The following is a 20,953-nucleotide window of genomic DNA, read 5'->3' on the forward strand; positions in this document are numbered from 1 at the left end:
CTGATCATGACATTGAGATTTAGTTCAAAAAAATCCCCGCTAATTTCTTAGCAGGGATTTGTGTATAAGAGACAGCTCAATGCGCCTTTTTTAGTTAGTCAAAAACTTACTTATAGTTTTCGTAAATTTTATCGAGCGGTTCTGATAAACCACTTTCTTGCACTATACGTACATGTTCACGTTTTAATTCGCGTGCACTAGTCACACCACAAGAATGGGCTATTAGCCCAGCTCCGTAATGAATGTATTTATTATAGTTAGCTACTCGTTGCGCTTTATCAGCTACATTTAAGCCGCGTTGCAAACGCTCGTTATGCGTAGTGATCCCGGTCGGACAGGTATCTTTATTACATTGCATTGCCTGAATACAGCCCAGTGCAAACATATGCCCTCGAGCCGATACAACAAAATCAGCACCGAGCGCTAACGCCCAAGCAACCTTTGAAGGAACAATTAATTTACCTGAGGCGATTATTTTAATACGATCTCGCAGCCCATGTTTTTCAAGCATATTAACTACAAGCGGTAAACTTTCGCGCAGTGGTAAACCCACTGAATCCATAAGCGGTTGTGGTGCTGCGCCCGTACCACCATCAGCACTATCTATGGTAATAAAGTCAGGCGCGGACTCTATACCACGGTGGTTTATTTCAGCGAACAACGTTTCTAACCATCCGTAAGCACCAATAACGGCTTTAAACCCTGTAGGTTTACCTGTCGCGTTACGCACAGTGGCAATCATATCGAGAATATCGGCTGGGTTTTTAATTTCAGGATGACCATTGGGGCTAATAGAATCTTGCCCTTCTGGTATGCCCCTAATTTTAGCTATTTCGGCGTTAACTTTGCGCCCTGGTAACATACCGCCTTTACCTGGTTTTGCACCTTGGCTCATTTTAAGTTCAAACATTTTTACTTGTTCGTGAGCCGCTATTTCTTTTAGCTTTTCGGTACTTAAATTTCCATGCTCGTCTCGTGCACCATATTTAGCTGTACCAATCTGAAACACTAAATCGGCACCACCTTCTAAATGATAAGGACTTAATCCCCCTTCACCGGTGTTCATCCAACAACCCGCTAGTTTTGCCCCTTTTGATAAGGCTCGTACAGCTGGCTTTGAAAGCGCACCAAAACTCATACCAGATACATTGAATAACGAGTTGGTCGTGTAAGGTGTTTTACAGTATGGACCCAAAGTAACATTACTCGGGTCGAGCGCTTCTTCGTCTAAAGTAGGAAATGCACAGTTCATAAACATAACCGTACCTGTTACTTCTAAGCTTTGCGTGGAGCCAAATGCAGCCGTACGGTCAACATCTTTTGCTGCACGATAAACCCAACTACGCTCTGCGCGGTTAAACGGCATTTCTTCTCTATCTTGAGCAAAAAAGTACTGTCTAAAAAACTCACCTTGGCGTTCAAAAAAATATCGAAAGCGACCAATAACAGGGTAATTACGTCTAATAGCATGCTTGGTTTGTGTTACATCTCGAATATAAAAAACGACAACGATTAAAACCAACAACCCTAAAACAACAATAAACATACTTGCAAATACATCAATACTAAACATTATAAAATTACTCACCCAAGGCCCCTTGATGACTGTTTTTAAAATAAAAAAGTGCTATACCACCAAAATGACATAACACTTTTATTTGTTCAAGGCTTTAACTGCCTTATATCTAATTCTGTTGTTTAGCTAACTCTGCTTTTATATATAAACGCACTTGTGTTTCAAGTACCGATAAAGGCACTGAACCATGGCGTAATATTTGATGATGAAATTCACGAATATCAAAGCTTTTTCCTAGCGCTTGCTCTGCTTCAATGCGTAAACGCTTAATAGTAAGCTCACCTATTTTGTACGAAAGCGCCTGTGCAGGCCATGTTATATAACGATCGGTTTCTGTTTTAACGTTATGCAACGAAAGCGCTGTATTTTCGCTCATAAAGTTCATGGCACGCTCTCTGCTCCAGCCATACATATGCATACCCGTATCAACAACTAAACGTGCCGCTCGCCACATTTCATACGTTAAACGACCAAAACGGCTATATGGGTCTTGGTAAAAGCCGGCTTCTAAACCTAAATATTCAGAGTAAAGCCCCCAACCTTCGCCAAATGCCGAGAGGTAAGCATCACGGCGATAGCTCGGCAGATTTTCAAGCTCTGCATTAAGTGATATCTGTAAATGATGACCTGGCACTGCTTCGTGCAGCGTTAATGCTTCTAAAACATACAAAGGGCGCTTATCTAAAGCGTAAGTATTTACCCAATAATACCCTGCTTCATCATCTCGATTAGAGCCTGAATACCGACCTGTTGTGTATTTAGGGGCAATACTTGCGGGTACCGGTGCCACGCCATAAGGTTTGCGCGGTAAGGTATGAAATAACTTAGGTAGTTGTGCATCCATTTTTTTTGCAATATAAGATGCTTCTTTTAAAAGTTGCTCTGGTGTTGTGGCGTAAAATTGTGGATCAGTGCGTAAAAAGTGGATAAATTCGGCAAACGTGCCTTTAAAACCTACTTCTGCTATTACATTTTCCATTTCACTACGAATTCGTTCAACTTCTTTTAAGCCAAGTTCGTGAATCTCTTTAGGTGTCATGTCGGTGGTGGTGTAGTACTTAGCTCTATTTTTATAAAACGCTTCGCCATTAGGTGTTTCTGATATGCCAATACTTGTACGTGCACTAGGTCGATACTGCTGCGTAAAAAACGCTAAATAATCTTTATAAGATTTTATAACCTCTTCTTTTATAGTATTTTTAGCTTTTTGTTGTAGTGCTTTAAATTCACTTTCACTTAAACCAGCTGTGTTAGTTAAAAATGGTTTATAAAATTCAGACGTAGTTACATCGTCAACAATGTAAGCATTAATTGAATCTTCATAACCTTCTAATACAGCTCTAGGTTGAGTAAGCCCTGTCTCAAGCCCTTTTTTCATCCAATACATGTTTTGCTCAAAAAAGCGTGGAACTTGCGCCAATCGTGCAAGATACACTTGGTAATCTTCCGGGTTTTTATATTTAGAGCTATTTATTATGTACGACAAACCAGAATGAAACCCATATTCAGAGGTGAGCGGCATATAGTGCGCATTAAATACATATTCATCGACACTGTTTTGTACTTGAGCTCGAATAATATCGAAGTTAATTTGATTTTCATCGCTTAGCTTTTCAATATTAATAGTGTCTAATTCAGCAAGTAATCGCGTTTTATTTTTATATTCTTGCGCTAAAAATTCAGGGGATAAATTTGGTAATAAATAACCTTCAACACCACCTACACTATCGTAAGGGTTAATGCTTTCTCTATAATCAACAATACTTTGCGCTACTTTAGTAAATTGTTGATCTGAATTTTGCATGGTCATTTGGCATGCACTTAATGAGCACAAAACCGTGATACCAAATAAAGATTGGCGAAGTGGCTTAATTAAAAAATGATTCATTATAATGTAACTTGATAATGCAATAGATTTCATAAAACTATCGTAGGGTAAATAAATAGCAAGTAAATGAGACAAACTGACGCGCTAAAAACCTTACAAGCAGTAAGTGTAATTAAAGTACTACTTACGTTAACAGAGCTAAAATCCAGTCTAATTGATGAGAAAAGCAGCGGTTGAGTCGTTAAAGTTAAATTTAAGTATCCTAACTCTCCTTTTTACTTTTAAATAGTTCGCATAACGATTACTGTAGTAAAAAATAATAAAAAGCTGGATGCATAACCGCCTCATGGAATGAGATATTTAAAATTTGCACTTATGCGTATTTAGTTGGTATTTAAAATGATGTTCCATGATTCCATGGCTATTGCTCAAGAAAAAATGACTAAAGTGTGTGTGTTTTTAGAGCGCTATGCACTTCCACCTACACCGCTCAATTATCACGTTATTTATATTTATACCAGCCAGGCTAATCTTAAGCTAAATAAAGTTTTAGACCGCGCTATTGCGGTTGAAGATAATATTGACAGTATTTTTATTGAACAGCTACATGCTGAGTTTTTAAATACGGGTCACACAGCGCAAGTCAGCATGATTCAAAACGTTGATGGTGTTATAAATTCACTTTCTCAAAATTCTCAAGCCACTGAAAAGCAAATAATTCGCTTTGCGGATCAAGTGAGCGAATGCCTACATTCGCTAGACGAGAACAACATAGAGCAAAGCCGTCAAGCGCTTGAAGTACTTCATAATCAAACCGCCGAATTACTAAACCAACATAAGCAATTTAAGCAAGAACTAAACAAAGCCAAACAACTACACGAAAAAACACAAAAGCAGCTAACTCAACTTCGTAAACAACATATTATTGATAGCCAAACAGGGCTTTATAAGCGCCATTATTTAACGCAACAAACCCAAGTGTGGACTAATCAAAAAAAATCTATTTGCGCAATAGCGATTCAAATAGACAACCTTGATCACTTTACTAAAAATTATGGTGATATTATTGGTGAAGTCATTTTGAGTAAAGTAGCTAAGCAAGTGCAAAAGTATGTTTTTCAAAGTGGCTTACCTGGTCGCACAGCTAAAGATCAATTTACTGTTTTGCTCGCCGACATCGACCCAGATACGGCCAATGTTATTGCCGAGAAAGTAAGAAATGGGGTCGAAAAGCTACGCTTTGTTAGTTCAAAAACAGGTATCAAGCTACCAAGTATTGGCTTATCACTAGGAATTGCTCAGCATCAACAAGAAGATGATTTTGATCAGTTAGCAAAAAAAGCATCTCATGCTGCTTTTAAAGCACGTTCATTAGGTCAAAGTAGTTACACTGCAGGGCAATAAATTACCTGATAAATCATATTCAAATTGCACCTACTGTGTACAATAAAGTACACTAACCTCTATTGTCACGATAGAGATTAATCATGAACGAAACCGAACAAAAGACCACGCATTTTGGTTATAAAACAGTAGCCGAGAACGATAAAGCTTCTATGGTTGCTGATGTATTTCACTCAGTAGCTGCAAAATACGATGTAATGAATGATTTAATGTCTTTTGGTGTGCATCGTTTATGGAAACGTCAAACTATTGCAAGCTCAGGTGTTCGTAAAGGCCATTATGTACTCGATTTAGCCGGCGGCACTGGCGACTTAACGGCAAAGTTTAGCCAATTAGTGGGCGAAACGGGTCAAGTTGTTTTGGGTGATATAAACTCATCTATGCTTAAAGTTGGTCGTGAAAAACTGCATAATCTTGGATTAGTGGGCAATATCGACTACGTACAAATGAATGCAGAAATGCTACCGTTCCCAGATAATAGCTTTGATGTGATCACTATTGCCTTTGGCTTACGTAACGTTACCGATAAAGACAAAGCATTACGCTCTATGTACCGCATTTTAAAGCCAGGTGGTCGTTTACTTGTTTTAGAGTTTTCAAAACCAGAGCATGACGTACTTAGTAAAGCTTACGATTTTTACTCATTTAATTTATTGCCTACAATGGGTAAGCTAGTTGCTAACGACAGTGAATCGTATAAGTATTTAGCTGAATCTATTCGTATGCATCCAGATCAAGACACGCTAAAAGCGATGATGGAAGATGCAGGCTTTGAGCAAACAACATACCAAAACCTCACAGGCGGAATTGTTGCGCTGCATCGTGGTTTTAAATATTAAGGCTAGCAGTTATGGCGCTTGAAAAAATAACAAAAGATAATAATGATGCAATGCCATCTGAGTTTTTTATGTTACCTAATTTTGTACTTTCGCTTATTGAGCGTGTACTAAATCAAGCACTTAGCCTTGACCCACAATTATCTCAAAAGCTAAGCGCAGTTAAACATCAGCGCTTAGTGGTTGAAGTAAGAGATTGGCAACAAAGCATCCAACTTGTTTATAGCGCTGAGCAATTACACTTATACAGTGCTCAAAATAATGAAAACGCAGATTGTATGATCAGCGCCGACATAGACACGCTTTTAGCGCTTAAAAACCCAGCTATGCTTACCCAGTTAATTCGCCAAGATAAGCTCGACTTACAAGGCGATTTAAATATTGCGCAAACTTATAGCAATGCATTTTCAGGTATTGATATTGATTGGCCTGAACAACTTTCTAAATACATTGGCGATACCCCCGCTCAGCAGTTATATCTGCACTTAAAAAAACTAAAACAAAAGAGCAGCAAAACCAACACTAAAATAAGTACAATGCTTACAAGTTTATGCCAAGATGAGCTCGCAATTACTATTCACCCATTAGAGCTTGAGCAATTTAAACAAAAAAATAGAGAACTCAAAGGCCAAGTCGCTGCTGTTGAGCAGCGTATAAATACCTTGTTAAACTCTTTTTCACCTTCAAACACCCTCTAAGGATTTTTTGTGTCGACTGCACGTTTGTATAACATCACCAAAACATTACTTAGCTATGGGTTAGACGAGCTAATTCCAAAACATAAGATCCCTTGGTTTGGTAAAGTAGCTCGTGGCAGTTTGTTTTGGCTGCGTAATCAGCACAAAGAAAAACCTGCAGGACTACGCTTACGTTTGGCACTACAAGAGCTTGGTCCTGTTTGGATTAAATTTGGCCAAATGCTCTCAACTCGTCGTGACTTACTCCCTCATGATATCGCTTTAGAGCTTGCGTTTTTACAAGATCAAGTTCAGCCATTTGAAGGCGCACTTGCACAAAAAATTATAGAAAAAGCGTTAGAAATTAACGACATAAGCGAGTTGTTTAGTGAGTTTTCACAAACTCCACTGGCCTCAGCATCTATAGCGCAAGTACATACAGCAAAGCTTATTGATGAGCAAAGCATTGAGCAAGATGTAGTAATTAAGGTTATTAGACCCAATATTTACGAGCAAATTAATGCCGACTTAGCGTTAATGGAAAAGCTCGCTAAGGTACTTGCAAAAGTCCATAACGAATCAAAACGTCTACGCCCCGTTGAAGTGGTTAAAGAATACAAAAAAACACTCCTAGACGAGCTCGATTTAATGCGAGAAGGTGCCAACGGGATTCAACTAAAACGCAATTTTGAAGGCTCTGATTCATTATATATCCCTGCAGTTTACAGTGATTATAGCCGTAGCAATGTACTGGTAATGGAGCGTATTTACGGTATACCGGTGTCTGATACGGATGCATTACTGGCGCAAAACACTAATATGAAATTACTTGCTGAGCGCGGCGTAGAAGTGTTTTTTACGCAGGTGTTTAGAGACAGCTTTTTTCATGCCGACATGCACCCTGGTAATATATTCGTCTCTCGCGAGCATCCTGAAAATCCAATGTATATCGGTATTGATTGCGGTATAGTTGGTACGTTAAGCAAAGAAGATAAACGCTATTTAGCTGAAAACTTTATCGCCTTTTTTAATCGTGATTATCGCCAAGTTGCACAGCTACATGTTGATTCAGGTTGGGTACCACCAGATACTAGCATTGAAGAATTTGAATTTGCAATTCGCACAGTTTGTGAGCCTATATTTAATAAACCTTTGGCTGAAATTTCATTTGGTCACGTGCTCGTAAATCTATTTAATACTGCACGTCGCTTTAACATGCAGGTACAACCGCAATTAGTATTGCTACAAAAAACCTTATTATACGTTGAAGGATTAGGGCGTCAGCTTTACCCGCAACTCGACTTATGGAAAACAGCCAAACCCTTTTTAGAAGATTGGGTGAAGCAGCAAGTTGGACCGCTATCAGTACTGAAGCAAATGTATGCTAACTTGCCATTTTGGGCTGAAAAAATGCCTGAACTACCTGATCTAATTTACCAAAATTTAAAGCGTGCGCCACACGCTCATCAACCTCAAGAACAAAAGGTATCTCATAAACCTTTAATATTGAGTTTATTTGGTAGTGCTACAATGATTATGGCAACACTTTGTTATTTACAGCACGATTTAGTAGCTGCAAGCATTGCAATAGCCTTATCCGCTATTAGCTTTATTGCAGCATGGCGCAACGCATAAACTGAGTGCTATTTGCGCTATTGGGCGTATAATTAGTATTTAAAATATACATTTAACCATTTTATATATTGGAGAAAACCATGGGTTTTGGTGGTATTAGTATTTGGCAATTATTAATTGTTTTAGCGATCATAGTTTTACTTTTCGGCACAAAAAAACTACGCGGTATGGGTGGTGATATTGGAGGCGCTGTTAAAGGCTTCAAAAAAGCAATGTCGGACGACACAGCGAGTGAGCAAGAAAAATCAGAGCAAATTCAACAATCAGAAAAAAGCACCGTTGACGACTCAACCAATACTGAAAAAAACAAAGATAGCAATAAGGTTTAATTAGTATGGGGATGTGGGAACTTGTTGTTGTTTTTATTGTTGGCTTAGTGGTGCTCGGCCCTGAGCGCTTACCTGTTGCTATTAGAACAGTGAGTAAATGGGTTAAAACCGCTAAATCACTTGCCAACTCGGTAAAAGCCGAAGTAAGTGAAGAACTGCGTATTCATGAACTTCACGAAAACCTTAAAAAAGCAGAACAACAAGAACTAAAAGACTTAAGCCCTGAGCTACAAAGTTCATTAACGGAGCTACAAAAAGCGGCTGAGTCAGTTACTCACAGCTACAAAAAAACACAACCTGATACATCAAATAACCAACAACTTGATGAAAAAAAGTGAAATTTATCTCTCACTTTGTGGTCAACTCACTACATGGTATAAAAAATAATGGCTGAGGAAGTAAAATCGGGGTTTGTATCTCATTTAATTGAGTTACGTGATCGACTGATAAAAGCGCTATTGAGCATTTTATTATTTTTTATCGCGCTGTTTTATTTTAAAGATAATATTTACGAACTTATAGCTGCACCATTAGTGGTTCATTTACCTAATGGCGCGACCATGATAGCTATAAATGTGAGTGACCCTTTTATAGTCCCTATGATGCTTACTTTTTTTGTTGCGGCTTTATTATCTACTCCATGGATACTTCATCAAATTTGGGGGTTTATAGCTCCTGGCTTGTACCAAAATGAAAAAAAAATGCTAATACCTATACTAATCTCAAGCGTTGTCTTGTTTTATGGGGGTATCGCTTTTTGCTACTTTGCAGTACTACCAATTATATTAGGTTTTTTTACAAGTACAGGTCCCGAAATGATGACTCTAGCACCCGATATCGCTAGCTATTTAGGATTCGTATTAAAACTATTTTTTGCATTCGGTGTCGCTTTCGAAATTCCAGTGGCAATAATGCTGCTATGCTGGAGTGGCGCAACAACAACAAAAAGCTTAAAAGAAAAACGCCCTTATATTGTCGTGGGTGTTTTTGTAGTAGCGATGTTTTTGACACCGCCCGACGTGTTATCACAAACATTATTAGCATTTCCGATGCTACTTTTGTTTGAATTAGGTCTAATTTTAGCAAAGTTTTATACCGCTAAACCACAAAAAGAATCTGAGGAATAAAATGAAAAAACAACTACTCTCACTATTGGTTTTATTAAGCGCACCGACTTTTGCTGCGCAAACAGAGTTTAATACTCAAGCGTTACAGGCATGTAGCTTTATTGAAAACGATTTTAACCGCTTACTTTGTTACGACAATACCATTGCAGGTAAATCACTGGTTAAGCCATCAGTAACAAAAATGCTCACACCACCAACGACTAACAATGTACCTCAAACAGCAGCTACAACAGCAGTGCAAGCAATTGAAAAAACTGACGATTTTGGTTTAGAACATAAAAAAGAAGAACAAGTAGAAAAAGAAACTGAAATCAAAGCTATGGTTACTTCAGTTGATGAGGCTGCTTATGGTGAATTAATTATTTCGCTAGATAACGGTCAACAATGGCGTCAAATTGGCTCTGACAGCATGCGCTTAAAAGAAGACGATACAATTGTAATTAGCCGCGGTGCATTCAGCTCTTTCCTATTGAAGAAAGACGGTAAAAACCGCTCTATTCGCGTTAAACGCACTAAATAATGTCATATACGTTAGTTGATGCTGGAGTTAACTTAACTAATCATCAATTTGATGACCAGCATCATGATGTAATTACCCGCGCAAGCGAAGCGGGTGTTACAGACATGCTTATTATAGGCTGCGATATTGAAAGCAGTCAGCAATCACTTGAACTTGCGATAAAACACCTTCAATACTCTACGGCGGGTGTCCACCCGCATGATGCAAAATCAGCGACTAGTGAACTCGAAGCACAACTAACCGCCCTTGCAAATAATAAGCAAGTTATTGCCATTGGTGAGTGCGGCCTTGATTATAACCGTGACTTTTCACCTCGCGATGTACAACGTGATGTTTTTAGACGCCAGTTAGTACTTGCTCAAAAGTTAGATTTACCTGTTTACTTACATGAACGTGATGCAAGTGACGACATGCTAAGTATTCTAAAAGAATTTAATATTCGCGGTGTACTTCACTGCTTTACAGGTAATTCACCAGCTCTAAAACACTATTTAGATTTAGGTCTTTATATTGGTATAACGGGTTGGGTGTGTGATGAAAGACGTGGTAAAGAGCTACAACAGCTAGTGCCTAGTATTCCTCTAGATCGATTATTAATAGAAACTGATGCTCCATTTTTAATTCCACGAACAGTTAAGCCAAAACCTAAATCACGTAAAAATGAACCTGCACTGCTTCCTTATATCTGTCAAACGGTTGCACAACTTTATCAAATAGATGAAGAAGTTGTGGCCCGTAAAACTACAGAAAACTTTCACCGTGTTTTTGGTTTAGAAGATCGTTAATGGCCTATGCAAAGGCATTTTTAAGCCTATTAGTATTCCTTTGCACTTTTTGCTCTTTCGCAAACCCGGTAATAATAAAACACGATTTCAACTCCCAAAACATCAATAACCTGTATTACTCTTTTGAACCGACTTCGCTATTAGATGCACAACAAAGTAGACAGTGGCAAAAAAACACAGACAAACCTCTTAACCTAGGTCTTGAGCAGCGTTCTGTATGGATGAAATTTAAAATAAAAAACACGCTTAGTTATAATACCGAACAACTGTTGTCACTAAACAACCCTCTGCTAAACGACGTTCAAGTATATCAGTTACATAACTCGCAATTAATTTCTCACACCCAAATTGGCGATGCATACCCCCTTGATAAACGTGCGATTAAGAGTGAATCTTTATTAGTTAAACTAATTAGCCCTGCAAATAGCGAAACGATTATTATTATGAGAGTGACGAATAGCTCAGGCTTGCGAGTCCCTTTAACACTATGGCAACCAGAAGCTTATTTAGCACATAAAAGTAAACTTAATCTACTCTATGGCTTATTGATTGGTTTTATATTTTCCTTAGGTGTGAGTTGCTTAGTTTTATATGGTTTTTCACGTAAACATTATTTTGTGTATGCTGGTGTTATAGCTCTCACATTAGGCAGTGTATTAGCCTATTTTTGTGGTTTTGGTCTTAGGTATATACATCCTAATTTACCCGCGTTACAGCAAGTTATGCTCCCTATATTACTCATGTTTATTACTTTAATGTTTTTGCCTTTGCAAAAGCAAATTTGCCATCCACAGCCATCATTTTTACTTACCGTTCAAAAAGTAGTAGTTAACGCTTTAGCCATTTCGTTATTATTTATTTGGTTACTCCCAAGCCATATAGTTACATTATTTTGTTTAATCGCGACCCAAATCGCTTTAGTCTTATATATAACAACTACATTTATGTGCATACGTATAACTCCTTCTAAACCGAATAAAGCACTATTGCTCGTATTGGTTTTTTTCTTGGTTGTGATGCTTTATTTTACTATTGCTGTAATGGGGCTATACGCATTTAGCAGGAGTACACTCGCATTTGTGTTTACATGCTTTTTTAGTTGCACATTTTGTCTATGTTACAGCGTTATGAAATTATTTATTTTACAGCGTGATGAAGAAGTAATTGCTCAACAAACCTTGATTGCTGAAAATGCAGCTCAAGATAGGCTACTCAAAGAGCGTTTACAGTTACAAGAAAAAGCACGCCAAGAGCTAGAATCACAAGTAGACGAACGCACCTTTGAATTGCAAGTTACGCTCAGAGAGCTTGAAGAGAAAAACCAGTCCCTTGAGCTACTTAATACCGAAGATGCTTTAACCGGAATAAAAAACAGACGCTTTTTTGATAAAAAACTCGTAATGGAGCTTCGCCGCTCTCGTCGAGAACAAACACCGCTTAGCATTGTTATGTTAGATATAGACCGATTTAAAGCCATTAACGATACGTACGGGCATATCATTGGCGACCAAGTTATTAAAGCGGTATCTGACCTTATAAAAGATCATTTAAAGCGCCCACTAGATGAAGTTGCCCGTTACGGCGGTGAAGAATTTGTGGTGTTATTACCTAATACCCCCAATGAAGGTGCACAAGATATAGCAGAAAAAATACGAGCTGCTATCTCAGCAAGCACTGTAACGGTTGCCAATAGCGATATCCAATTTACAATTAGCGCAGGTATATACACCTGTATTGCTGATGACGTTAGCAATCCTCAAATATTTACTGAGTGCGCCGACAAAGCGCTTTATTACGCAAAGCAACATGGCCGTAATCAAGTAATCACTTTTCCATTACCACAGTAGGAGCATATTAATATGGCCCAATCAGGATTAGACCTTTTTCCGTATACTCGCATGCGCAGAATGCGCCGCAGCGATTTTTCTCGCCGCTTAATGGCCGAAAACCAACTTAGCGTAAGCGATTTAATTTACCCTGTATTTGTACTAGAAGGTAAAAATCGTCGCGAAGCAATTGAATCAATGCCTGGTATTGAACGTCTATCGATAGATTTACTATTACTTGAGGCAAAAGAACTTGTTGAGCTTGGCGTACCTGCCGTTGCTATTTTTCCGGTAACCCCTGCGGACAAAAAATCACTATTTGCCGAAGAAGCATATAACGATGATGGCTTAGCGCAACGTACCGTAAGAGCTTTAAAAGAAGCCTTTCCTGAGTTAGGTGTAATTACTGACGTAGCACTTGATCCATTTACTACGCATGGGCAAGACGGCATCATTGATGATTCAGGCTATGTTATTAACGATGTCACTACAGAGATTTTAGTTAAACAAGCACTCTCTCATGCACAGGCAGGTGCCGACATTGTTGCCCCTTCTGATATGATGGATGGTCGTATTGCTGCAATTCGTGAAGCACTTGAAGCAGATGGCTTTGTTCATACTCGTATTATGGCCTACTCTGCTAAATATGCGTCTAGCTACTATGGACCTTTTAGAGATGCTGTAGGCTCTGCTGGTAACTTAAAAGGCGCCGATAAAAAAACCTATCAAATGGATCCAGCTAACTCTGATGAAGCAATACGTGAAGTCGCATTAGACTTACAAGAGGGTGCTGATATGGTCATGGTTAAGCCTGGCATGCCTTATCTAGATATTGTACGCCGTGTAAAAGACGAATTTGGTGTACCTACTTTTGCTTATCAGGTAAGCGGTGAGTATGCAATGCACAAGGCGGCAATTGATAATGGTTGGTTAAGTGAGGAAGCGACTATAATGGAGTCTTTACTTGCATTTAAGCGTGCTGGGGCTGATGGAATTTTAACCTACTTTGCAAAGCAAGCCGCACAATACCTCGCTAAAAAGTAAATTTTATAACAAGGCGGTCAAACCGCCTTTTTACATGCATTTACACTTTTGTATTATTTTAGTCACATTTATTCTCTAAACTAGTGTCCCATTCTGGGATTTAATACACGGGGATAATAAAAATGTTTAAAACAAAAATAACACCACTCGCACTTGTTATAGCAAGTCTTAGCGCACCAGCATCCGCTGATCTAATCATTTCTGAATATGTTGAAGGAAGCAGTAATAATAAAGCGATTGAACTTTATAATAACTCCTCGTCGGAACTAACCCTTGATCAATACTCATTAAATTTATATGCAAATGGCAAAACTACAATTCAATCAACTCTTGATTTGTCTGGTACTTTAGCAGCTAACAGTACCTTTGTTATTGTTAATTCAAGTTCAAATGATGCACTAAAAGAAAAAGCCGATTTAGAACATAGTGTTGCTAACTTTAACGGTGATGATGCGTTAGTCCTAATGCAAGGTAGTTCCGTAGTAGATAGCTTTGGACAGCGCGGTGTAGATCCCGGTTCTTTTTGGTCTGAAGGCGCAGTACAAACACAAGATAAAACACTTCGTCGTAAAGACAGCATTACCGTAGGGAGAACAACACCAGATGCAGTATTTAACCCAAGCGAAGAATGGGTGCAGTTTGAAAAAGATGATTTTGATGGATTAGGTTCGCACGCAGGTAATGGTGGAACAACACCTGAACCAGATCCTGAGCCAGAACCACTTGTTCCACTTGTTTGTGGCGCAGAGAAAGTACTAATTAACGCTATACAAGGCGATAGTTCTGCAAGCCCGCTTGTCGATACTTTAGTAGAGTTTGAAGGTATTGTAACCGCAGACTTCCAAGATGATGATCAATTAAAAGGCTTTTTTGTTAGCTCACTTGCTGCTGACATAGATGCAAATCCACTCACCTCTGAAGGTGTATTTGTTTATTTTGCAGATATTGACGTAAACGTAGGCGACCATGTACGTGTACAAGGTACTGTAGAAGAATATTTTGATGCAACACAGATCGGCAGTGTTAGCCAAGTTGCCGTATGTGGCACTGGTTTAGCTGCAGCAGCTACAAAAATCACTTTACCTTTAGCTGATACAACTGATTTAGAAGCTTTTGAAGGTATGTTAGTTACATTAGAGCAACCATTAGTAGTGACTAATAACTTTGGCCTTGGTCGATATGGTGAAGTTGAATTAGCAACAGAACGCTTATATCAAGGTACTCAGGTTGCATTACCTGGAGATGCAGCTAATGCAGTTGAAACAGAAAATCTACTTAAAAAGATTTTACTAGATGATGGCTCTACAGTACAAAACTTAGACCCTACAGCCTACCCAACTCCAGGCTTATCAGCAGAAAATACATTACGCACTGGCGATACAGTTAATACGGTTACGGGGGCACTTGCTTATAGCTTTAGCCTTTACAGAATCCACCCAACTGTAGCACCTTCGTTTATTGCAACAAATGCACGTGAAAATGCGCCTGAACTTAATGCTGAAGCAGATTTACGTGTAGCTAGCTTTAACGTACTTAATTACTTTAATGGTGATGGCCAAGGCGGAGGGTTCCCTACAGCCCGAGGTGCAGATTCAGAAGCTGAATTTACTCGCCAAGAAGCTAAAATTGTAAGTGCCATTAGCGCTATCCAGGCCGATGTTGTTGGTTTAATGGAAATTGAAAATGATGGTTTTGGCGAATTTAGTGCAATTGCAAGCTTAGTAGATGCATTAAATGACGCTGATAGTGCTAACAACTATGCATTTGTTGATTTTAAGGTAGATCAAATTGGTACCGATGCAATTACTACCGCACTTATCTATCGTGCTAACAAAGTAGAAGAAGTAGGTGCTGCTGCTATTACGACTGAGGCTCCATTTGATTTTAGTAACCGTGCTCCAATTGCACAAAGCTTTAAATCATTAGAAACTGATGAAGTATTTACTGTTGCTGTGTCACACCTTAAATCTAAAAGCTGTGGTAGTGCTTCTGGAAACAATGCAGATTCAGGTGATGGACAAGGCTGTTGGAATGAAATACGCACAGAAGGTGCTAATGCATTCGCAGATTGGCTTGATAGCAAACCAACTGGTGTTGACGATGAGGATACTATTTTAGTCGGCGATATGAATGCTTACGCAATGGAAGATCCAATACGTGCATTTGCAGACAAAGGATATAAAAATGTAGTTGCAAAACTTGATGGCAATACACTTGGTTACTCTTATAGCTTCTCTGGTCGTGCAGGTAGCCTTGACCATGCTGTAGCAAGTGCATCGTTACTTAGCAAAGTAGTATCAGCTAAAGATTGGCATATCAATGCTGATGAACCAATTTCGCTTGATTACAACGTTGAATTTAAAAGTGATGCTCAACAATCTAGCCTGTATTCTGAAAGTGCATACCGCGCATCAGATCACGATCCTGTAATTATTGATATTAAATCTGAGGTAATTTTAACTCCTGAGGAACAAACACCAATAATTGCTGCTGACCAAGTTTTTGCAATTGATGAAAATAGCGCAATTGACACAATTATCGGCGCGCTTGAATTCAGTGATCCGAATGCGGATGTATCGCCAGTGGTTGAATTTATAGTGTCGGGTAGTGAGATAATTACAGTTAATGAACAAGGTCAACTTATTGTAACCGGTGAACTTGATTTTGACACTGAAGGTACAATTGCACTATCAGTGCAAGCGAAAGATAGCGTAGACAACGTATCTGAATCGGTAACGGTTACAATTAACGTCACTGAAGCGAGCTCTGATGATGACGATTCAGGTTCATTATTATGGTTATCACTTCTTTTAGCACCACTATCAATAGTGCGTAGATTCAAAAAGAAATAACTAAGTTAAATCTAAATATTTAAAAGCCGCTCTTGCGGCTTTTTTATTTTATACAAATGTAATTCAGACAAGCTTCATTAAACCCCACGTACTATGTTCATACGATCCGTAAATCTTCTAGTAATTAATCAGTAACAACTACATACATTTGAGTGAATTTTACACAAAAAACCTCAATGAGTTACATGTGATAAGTTTACCTATTGAAAAATATAAACTTTTAAAGGGTTCACTTCTTGCTTTAGTAATCTAGAAGATACTTACAAAGAAATCAATATTTACCCTAAACGTAAAAATAAGTCGTGTTTTTATAAAGGAATGAGAATGAAACAACTAACCCAAAATCTGCCTAAATGGCAAAAGAAGTCAGCACCACTACTGGGTCTACTTATTATTTTTTCGACTTGGGGCAATAGCAACCAAGCGATTGCTGCAACCGTTGATGTAGCAATCCCACAAAGTAGCTTATTTGACGTAATTAGCGCCCGTGCTAAAAAGTTAGCAAGCGAAGAATACGTGGCGCCTAAAAACATTGAGCTTGAAGCACTTAACAATATTGATTATCAAGATTACCGTTCAATTCGATTTAAAAAAGACAAAGCAGTATGGAAAGATGAAGGCCTGTACGAGCTGCAATTATTCCATCCTGGTTTTTTATATAAAACACCTGTGACAATAAATACCGTTGATAGCGACTCTAAACGCAGTCGCTTACCTTTCAGTACTGACTTTTACCAATACGATGGCTCTGCTGCACCACTACAAGAAGAAATAGCTAAAAGTGTTGCGGATACTCAACTAGGCCATGCTGGATTTCGCTTACATTACCCGTTAAATACTAACGAGTATAAAGACGAAGTAATGGTATTTCAGGGAGCATCGTATTTTAGAGTTGTTGGCCCTCAGCAAGTTTATGGATTATCAGCTAGAGGCCTTGCCATTGATACTGCAGAAAATTCAGGTGAAGAATTTCCAATGTTCAAAGAATTTTGGTTAGTTAAACCAAAGGCCGACCAAACACAAATTACCATTTTTGCATTATTAGATAGCCCATCTATATCGGGTGCATACAAGTTTAGTGTTGACCCTACAACTAATATGCTAGTTGATGTTGATATGCAGATATTTGCACGTAAAGACATTAAAAAGCTCGGCGTAGCTCCATTAACGAGTATGTTTTACCACGGTGAAAACAGTACCAAATTTTTTGATGACTATCGCCCTGAAGTTCATGACTCAGATGGCCTATTAACTCAATCAGCTGATGATAAATGGGTATGGCGCCCTCTTAACAACCCTTCACAGCTAAGTGTAACTTCGTTTTCATACAATAATCCAAAAGGTTTTGGGTTAGCTCAACGAGATCGAGATTTTAATAACTATCTGGACACAGAAGCACATTACCACAACCGCCCTAGTCTATGGATTGAACCACAAGGTGAATGGGGAAATGGCCGTGTAGAGCTTGTAGAGATACCTACTGACACAGAAACTAACGACAATATCGTCAGTTACTGGGTACCAGAAAAACCAATGAAAGCCGGTGATTCGTTAAAGCTAAGCTACAAAATGACGACCTTTAATGCAGCTTTAACTCAGCACGAGAAAGCGAGAGTACTGCGCACAAGGATCGGTAGCGCCGCTTTACCAGGTGAGGACAATCCACCACCAAAAAGCCATCGCCAATTTACTGTTGATTTTACTGGGTCAGAAATAAATCAACTCTCTGAACAGTTAAAGCTAGATGCCGACATTCAACTTACAACAGGCGAAGTAACCGACGTGAATGTACAAAAACTGCCTGATTCACGAGGATGGCGTGTAGCCTTTAAAATTGCACCACAGGACGATCAACCCGTTGATATGCGTTTATCGTTAAAATTACGTGACAAAGAAATTAGCGAGGTATGGAGTTATGTTTGGTACCCAAATGACATCAAGTAATAAAGGTAAGGGCACTTCAATGCCATTCAAAACATTAAGAGTTTGGCTATTTGCTATTGCAGCGCTTGGCACATCTGGCTACGGCATATCTATTATGTTTGAGATTTTAAGCTCAAACGGTATGACATTACTTGAGTATGCTCTTTTAGTATTATTCTCAATCACTTTTGCCTGGATTGTAACGGCATTTTGTAGTGGAACAATCGGCTTTGTATTACAGCTATTACGAATTGACCCACTTACGCTAAAGCGTATTAAACCAATTGAGTTTAATAGTGAGGCAATTAACGCCCAAAAAACCGCCGTTGTAATGCCTATTTACAACGAAGACACCCACCGTGTTATCGCGGGCTTTGAAGTTAGTCTGCAATCGTTAAAAGAAACAGGTCAACTTGCAAACTTCGATTTTTATCTATTAAGCGACACGCAAGACCCAGAAATAGCTAAAAACGAGCTAAGTGCATGGCATGCATTGTGTGAACGTTTAGGTGATACGGCTAAAAACGTTTTTTATCGTCGTCGCGAAGATAACAAACACCGTAAAGTAGGTAACCTAACCGACTTTTGTGAGCGCTGGGGCAGCCAGTACGACCATATGATTGTGCTTGATGCAGATAGCGTAATGACCGGGAAATGTATGTTAGAGCTTACTACAAGTATGCTCAACAACCCACAAGCAGGCCTGATCCAAACTATTCCGATCCCTGTTCGTCAAGATACCTTTTTTGGCCGCTTTTTACAGTTTGCGTCAGTGCTATATAGCCCAATGCTCGCTACTGGCTCAGCTTTTTGGCAAACTGATAAAGCCAACTACTGGGGTCATAATGCAATCATTAGAGTTGAAGCATTTATAACGTGCTGTGGCTTGCCAACACTAAAAGGTAATGCACCTTTTGGCGGCGAAATTTTAAGTCATGACTTTGTAGAAGCTTCACTACTTCACAGTGCTGGTTGGGATGTATTGTTGCTATCAGATATTGAAGGTAGCTATGAAGAAGTACCAAGTAACATTCTAGACTACGCTGTACGCGATAGACGCTGGGTGCAAGGTAATATTCAGCACTTAGGTTTACTATCGTCATCCAAATTAAAATTAATGAGTAAGCTACACTTTTTACTCGGTGCCACAGCCTATATTTCATCACTAATTTGGCTCTCAATGCTAGCGCTAAGTACTATTGATGCAGTAACGCGCGCATTAAATAGTGATGTGTACTTTAACCGTGTTTATCAATTATTCCCTACATGGCAAATAGCTAAAACCGATCTGATTGATTCACTCTTGTATTTAACTATTGTTATTTTATTAATGCCTAAACTAATGGGCATAATAGTCACCTTAATACATAGAAACAAACGCTTTGGTGGTTCAATTAAGCTCATACTAGGCTCAATCATTGAAACCGTATTTGCTATTATTGTTGCCCCATTAATGATGGTATTTCATGCTTACTTTGTACTTTGTGTGTTTTTAGGTAAAAAAGTGAAGTGGGATGCGCAACCGCGCGAAGGTCGTATGGTTCCGTGGAAAGAGGCGTTTGGTTATACGTTATTCTCAACTATTGTGGCTATTGCATGGGGTTGTACGGCTTACTACTTCACACCAGTATTCTTTTGGTGGTTATCACCTATATTGCTGGGCTTAGTATTAGGCGCTCCGATTATCCGTTATACCAGTAGCATTAAACTCGGTGTACAACTAAGAAAGTTAGGTATATTTATTTGCCCTAGTGAAGTTGATAACGACTCAACTCTAGAAGCACTTAAAATACATCTAAAAGAAATTTCGGTACCAAAGGAAGGTGCTTATCCACAAACAATACCGGCACTACCACAAGAGCAGTTGGTAACAATGCCTATCCAGTCTTTTAAGAAGCCACGCAGGCTAAAGATGAAAGCGCTAAAAGCTAAGGCTATAAAAAAGTTTAATTAGCGCGTTATAAAATACAAAAACAAAAAAGGAGCGATTAATCGCTCCTTTTTGCTATCTAAATTAAAGATCAAGCATTGCATTTATCGCTAATATTTTCAATTTTGTTAGCTAACTTATTGCAGTACATTTTAGAAATAGCTGATTGCGTTTCATCATCAAGTTGCCAGTTATAAAAATGGAACGTTTTACCATTATCTAACTCCACCTTAAAAATGGTGAAAAGAAAAAACGAACTAAATGATACGCAACTAATTTCCTCGCTATTGATATAACGCTTTGTACATAAACGCGTATAACAAATGCCTGCTTTATAACAATGTAAAAAACGAAGATGAAGAATATTAAAAGTAGTAATAATCAGTAGAGCTGGCATTACAGTGAGAAAAATAATTTTTAGGTTCACAGAAAATATAATATGAATTAAAAATATTAAGCTGAATGCTAAAACGCATTTTGTAAATTGTAGCCACCAGTTTGGTGCTAATTTAATAGATTTCATGATTGTTACATCTTATATAGAATTAATAGCAAACGTCTCTGCTGCGGAGACTTCCTTATCTGACTTTAGAGCTCTAGTCTAAAAGTGCTAGTATTCTACATTACGTATATAGATGCATCAATAGAAGTTCTTAAAATT

Annotated in this window: 16 protein-coding genes; 14 read left to right on the top strand and 2 right to left on the bottom strand. The window is 38.6% G+C overall.

The features are described 5' to 3' along the window. Positions 1 to 106: 106 nt before the first annotated feature. Positions 107 to 1,573: an FMN-binding glutamate synthase family protein gene (locus tag I6F42_RS17335; protein ID WP_007579865.1), complete on the bottom strand. Its 1,467-nt coding sequence runs from the start codon at positions 1,571 to 1,573 to the stop codon at positions 107 to 109. A 112-nt stretch (positions 1,574 to 1,685) separates the two neighbouring features. Then, complete coding sequence (locus tag I6F42_RS17340; RefSeq protein ID WP_033012462.1) at positions 1,686 to 3,464, bottom strand: DUF885 family protein; 1,779 nt, start codon at positions 3,462 to 3,464, stop codon at positions 1,686 to 1,688. Between the two features lie 357 nt (positions 3,465 to 3,821). On the opposite strand from I6F42_RS17340, the gene I6F42_RS17345 reads away from it, so the two are divergent. From I6F42_RS17345 to mdoH, 14 genes are all read left to right on the top strand, one after another. After that, on the top strand, positions 3,822 to 4,808 hold the full coding sequence (locus I6F42_RS17345; protein ID WP_010554873.1) for a GGDEF domain-containing protein: 987 nt from the start codon (positions 3,822 to 3,824) through the stop codon (positions 4,806 to 4,808). Between the two features lie 83 nt (positions 4,809 to 4,891). Continuing rightward, complete coding sequence (ubiE, locus tag I6F42_RS17350) at positions 4,892 to 5,647, top strand: bifunctional demethylmenaquinone methyltransferase/2-methoxy-6-polyprenyl-1,4-benzoquinol methylase UbiE (RefSeq protein ID WP_010554872.1); 756 nt, start codon at positions 4,892 to 4,894, stop codon at positions 5,645 to 5,647. Positions 5,648 to 5,658: 11 nt separating this feature from the next. After that, positions 5,659 to 6,342, top strand: coding sequence for an SCP2 domain-containing protein (locus I6F42_RS17355; RefSeq protein ID WP_010554871.1), 684 nt, complete (start codon positions 5,659 to 5,661; stop codon positions 6,340 to 6,342). Positions 6,343 to 6,351: 9 nt separating this feature from the next. Next, positions 6,352 to 7,956, top strand: coding sequence for a ubiquinone biosynthesis regulatory protein kinase UbiB (gene ubiB / locus I6F42_RS17360; protein ID WP_010554870.1), 1,605 nt, complete (start codon positions 6,352 to 6,354; stop codon positions 7,954 to 7,956). A gap of 80 nt (positions 7,957 to 8,036) precedes the next feature. Continuing rightward, positions 8,037 to 8,285 carry a Sec-independent protein translocase subunit TatA gene (gene tatA / locus I6F42_RS17365; RefSeq protein WP_007579853.1) on the top strand — a complete coding sequence of 83 codons (249 nt, stop codon included), beginning with the start codon at positions 8,037 to 8,039 and terminating at the stop codon, positions 8,283 to 8,285. A 5-nt stretch (positions 8,286 to 8,290) separates the two neighbouring features. After that, complete coding sequence (gene tatB, locus I6F42_RS17370; protein ID WP_010554869.1) at positions 8,291 to 8,623, top strand: Sec-independent protein translocase protein TatB; 333 nt, start codon at positions 8,291 to 8,293, stop codon at positions 8,621 to 8,623. A gap of 48 nt (positions 8,624 to 8,671) precedes the next feature. Continuing rightward, positions 8,672 to 9,412, top strand: a complete 741-nt coding sequence (gene tatC, locus I6F42_RS17375; RefSeq protein ID WP_010554868.1) for a twin-arginine translocase subunit TatC — start codon at positions 8,672 to 8,674, stop codon at positions 9,410 to 9,412. A gap of 1 nt (position 9,413) precedes the next feature. Continuing rightward, positions 9,414 to 9,932 (top strand): hypothetical protein, encoded by a 519-nt coding sequence (locus I6F42_RS17380; protein ID WP_010554867.1) that lies wholly within the window; start codon positions 9,414 to 9,416, stop codon positions 9,930 to 9,932. Then, the gene (locus I6F42_RS17385; RefSeq protein ID WP_010554866.1) at positions 9,932 to 10,717 is read left to right on the top strand and encodes a TatD family hydrolase; all 786 of its coding nucleotides are present in this window, start codon (positions 9,932 to 9,934) and stop codon (positions 10,715 to 10,717) included. The genes I6F42_RS17380 and I6F42_RS17385 overlap by 1 nt, the downstream gene beginning before the upstream one ends. After that, positions 10,717 to 12,564: a diguanylate cyclase gene (locus I6F42_RS17390; RefSeq protein ID WP_010554865.1), complete on the top strand. Its 1,848-nt coding sequence runs from the start codon at positions 10,717 to 10,719 to the stop codon at positions 12,562 to 12,564. The genes I6F42_RS17385 and I6F42_RS17390 overlap by 1 nt, the downstream gene beginning before the upstream one ends. Positions 12,565 to 12,576: 12 nt before the next feature. Then, positions 12,577 to 13,587 (top strand): porphobilinogen synthase, encoded by a 1,011-nt coding sequence (hemB, locus tag I6F42_RS17395; RefSeq protein ID WP_010554864.1) that lies wholly within the window; start codon positions 12,577 to 12,579, stop codon positions 13,585 to 13,587. A gap of 122 nt (positions 13,588 to 13,709) precedes the next feature. Then, positions 13,710 to 16,439, top strand: a complete 2,730-nt coding sequence (locus I6F42_RS17400; protein WP_010554863.1) for an ExeM/NucH family extracellular endonuclease — start codon at positions 13,710 to 13,712, stop codon at positions 16,437 to 16,439. A 324-nt stretch (positions 16,440 to 16,763) separates the two neighbouring features. Next, complete coding sequence (locus I6F42_RS17405; protein WP_010554862.1) at positions 16,764 to 18,383, top strand: glucan biosynthesis protein; 1,620 nt, start codon at positions 16,764 to 16,766, stop codon at positions 18,381 to 18,383. Further along, positions 18,355 to 20,316: a glucans biosynthesis glucosyltransferase MdoH gene (gene mdoH / locus I6F42_RS17410; protein ID WP_010554861.1), complete on the top strand. Its 1,962-nt coding sequence runs from the start codon at positions 18,355 to 18,357 to the stop codon at positions 20,314 to 20,316. The genes I6F42_RS17405 and mdoH overlap by 29 nt, the downstream gene beginning before the upstream one ends. Positions 20,317 to 20,953 lie beyond the last annotated feature (637 nt).

The organism is Pseudoalteromonas sp. SWYJZ12, from assembly GCF_015864395.1.
Classification (GTDB): Bacteria; Pseudomonadota; Gammaproteobacteria; order Enterobacterales; family Alteromonadaceae; genus Pseudoalteromonas; species Pseudoalteromonas arctica.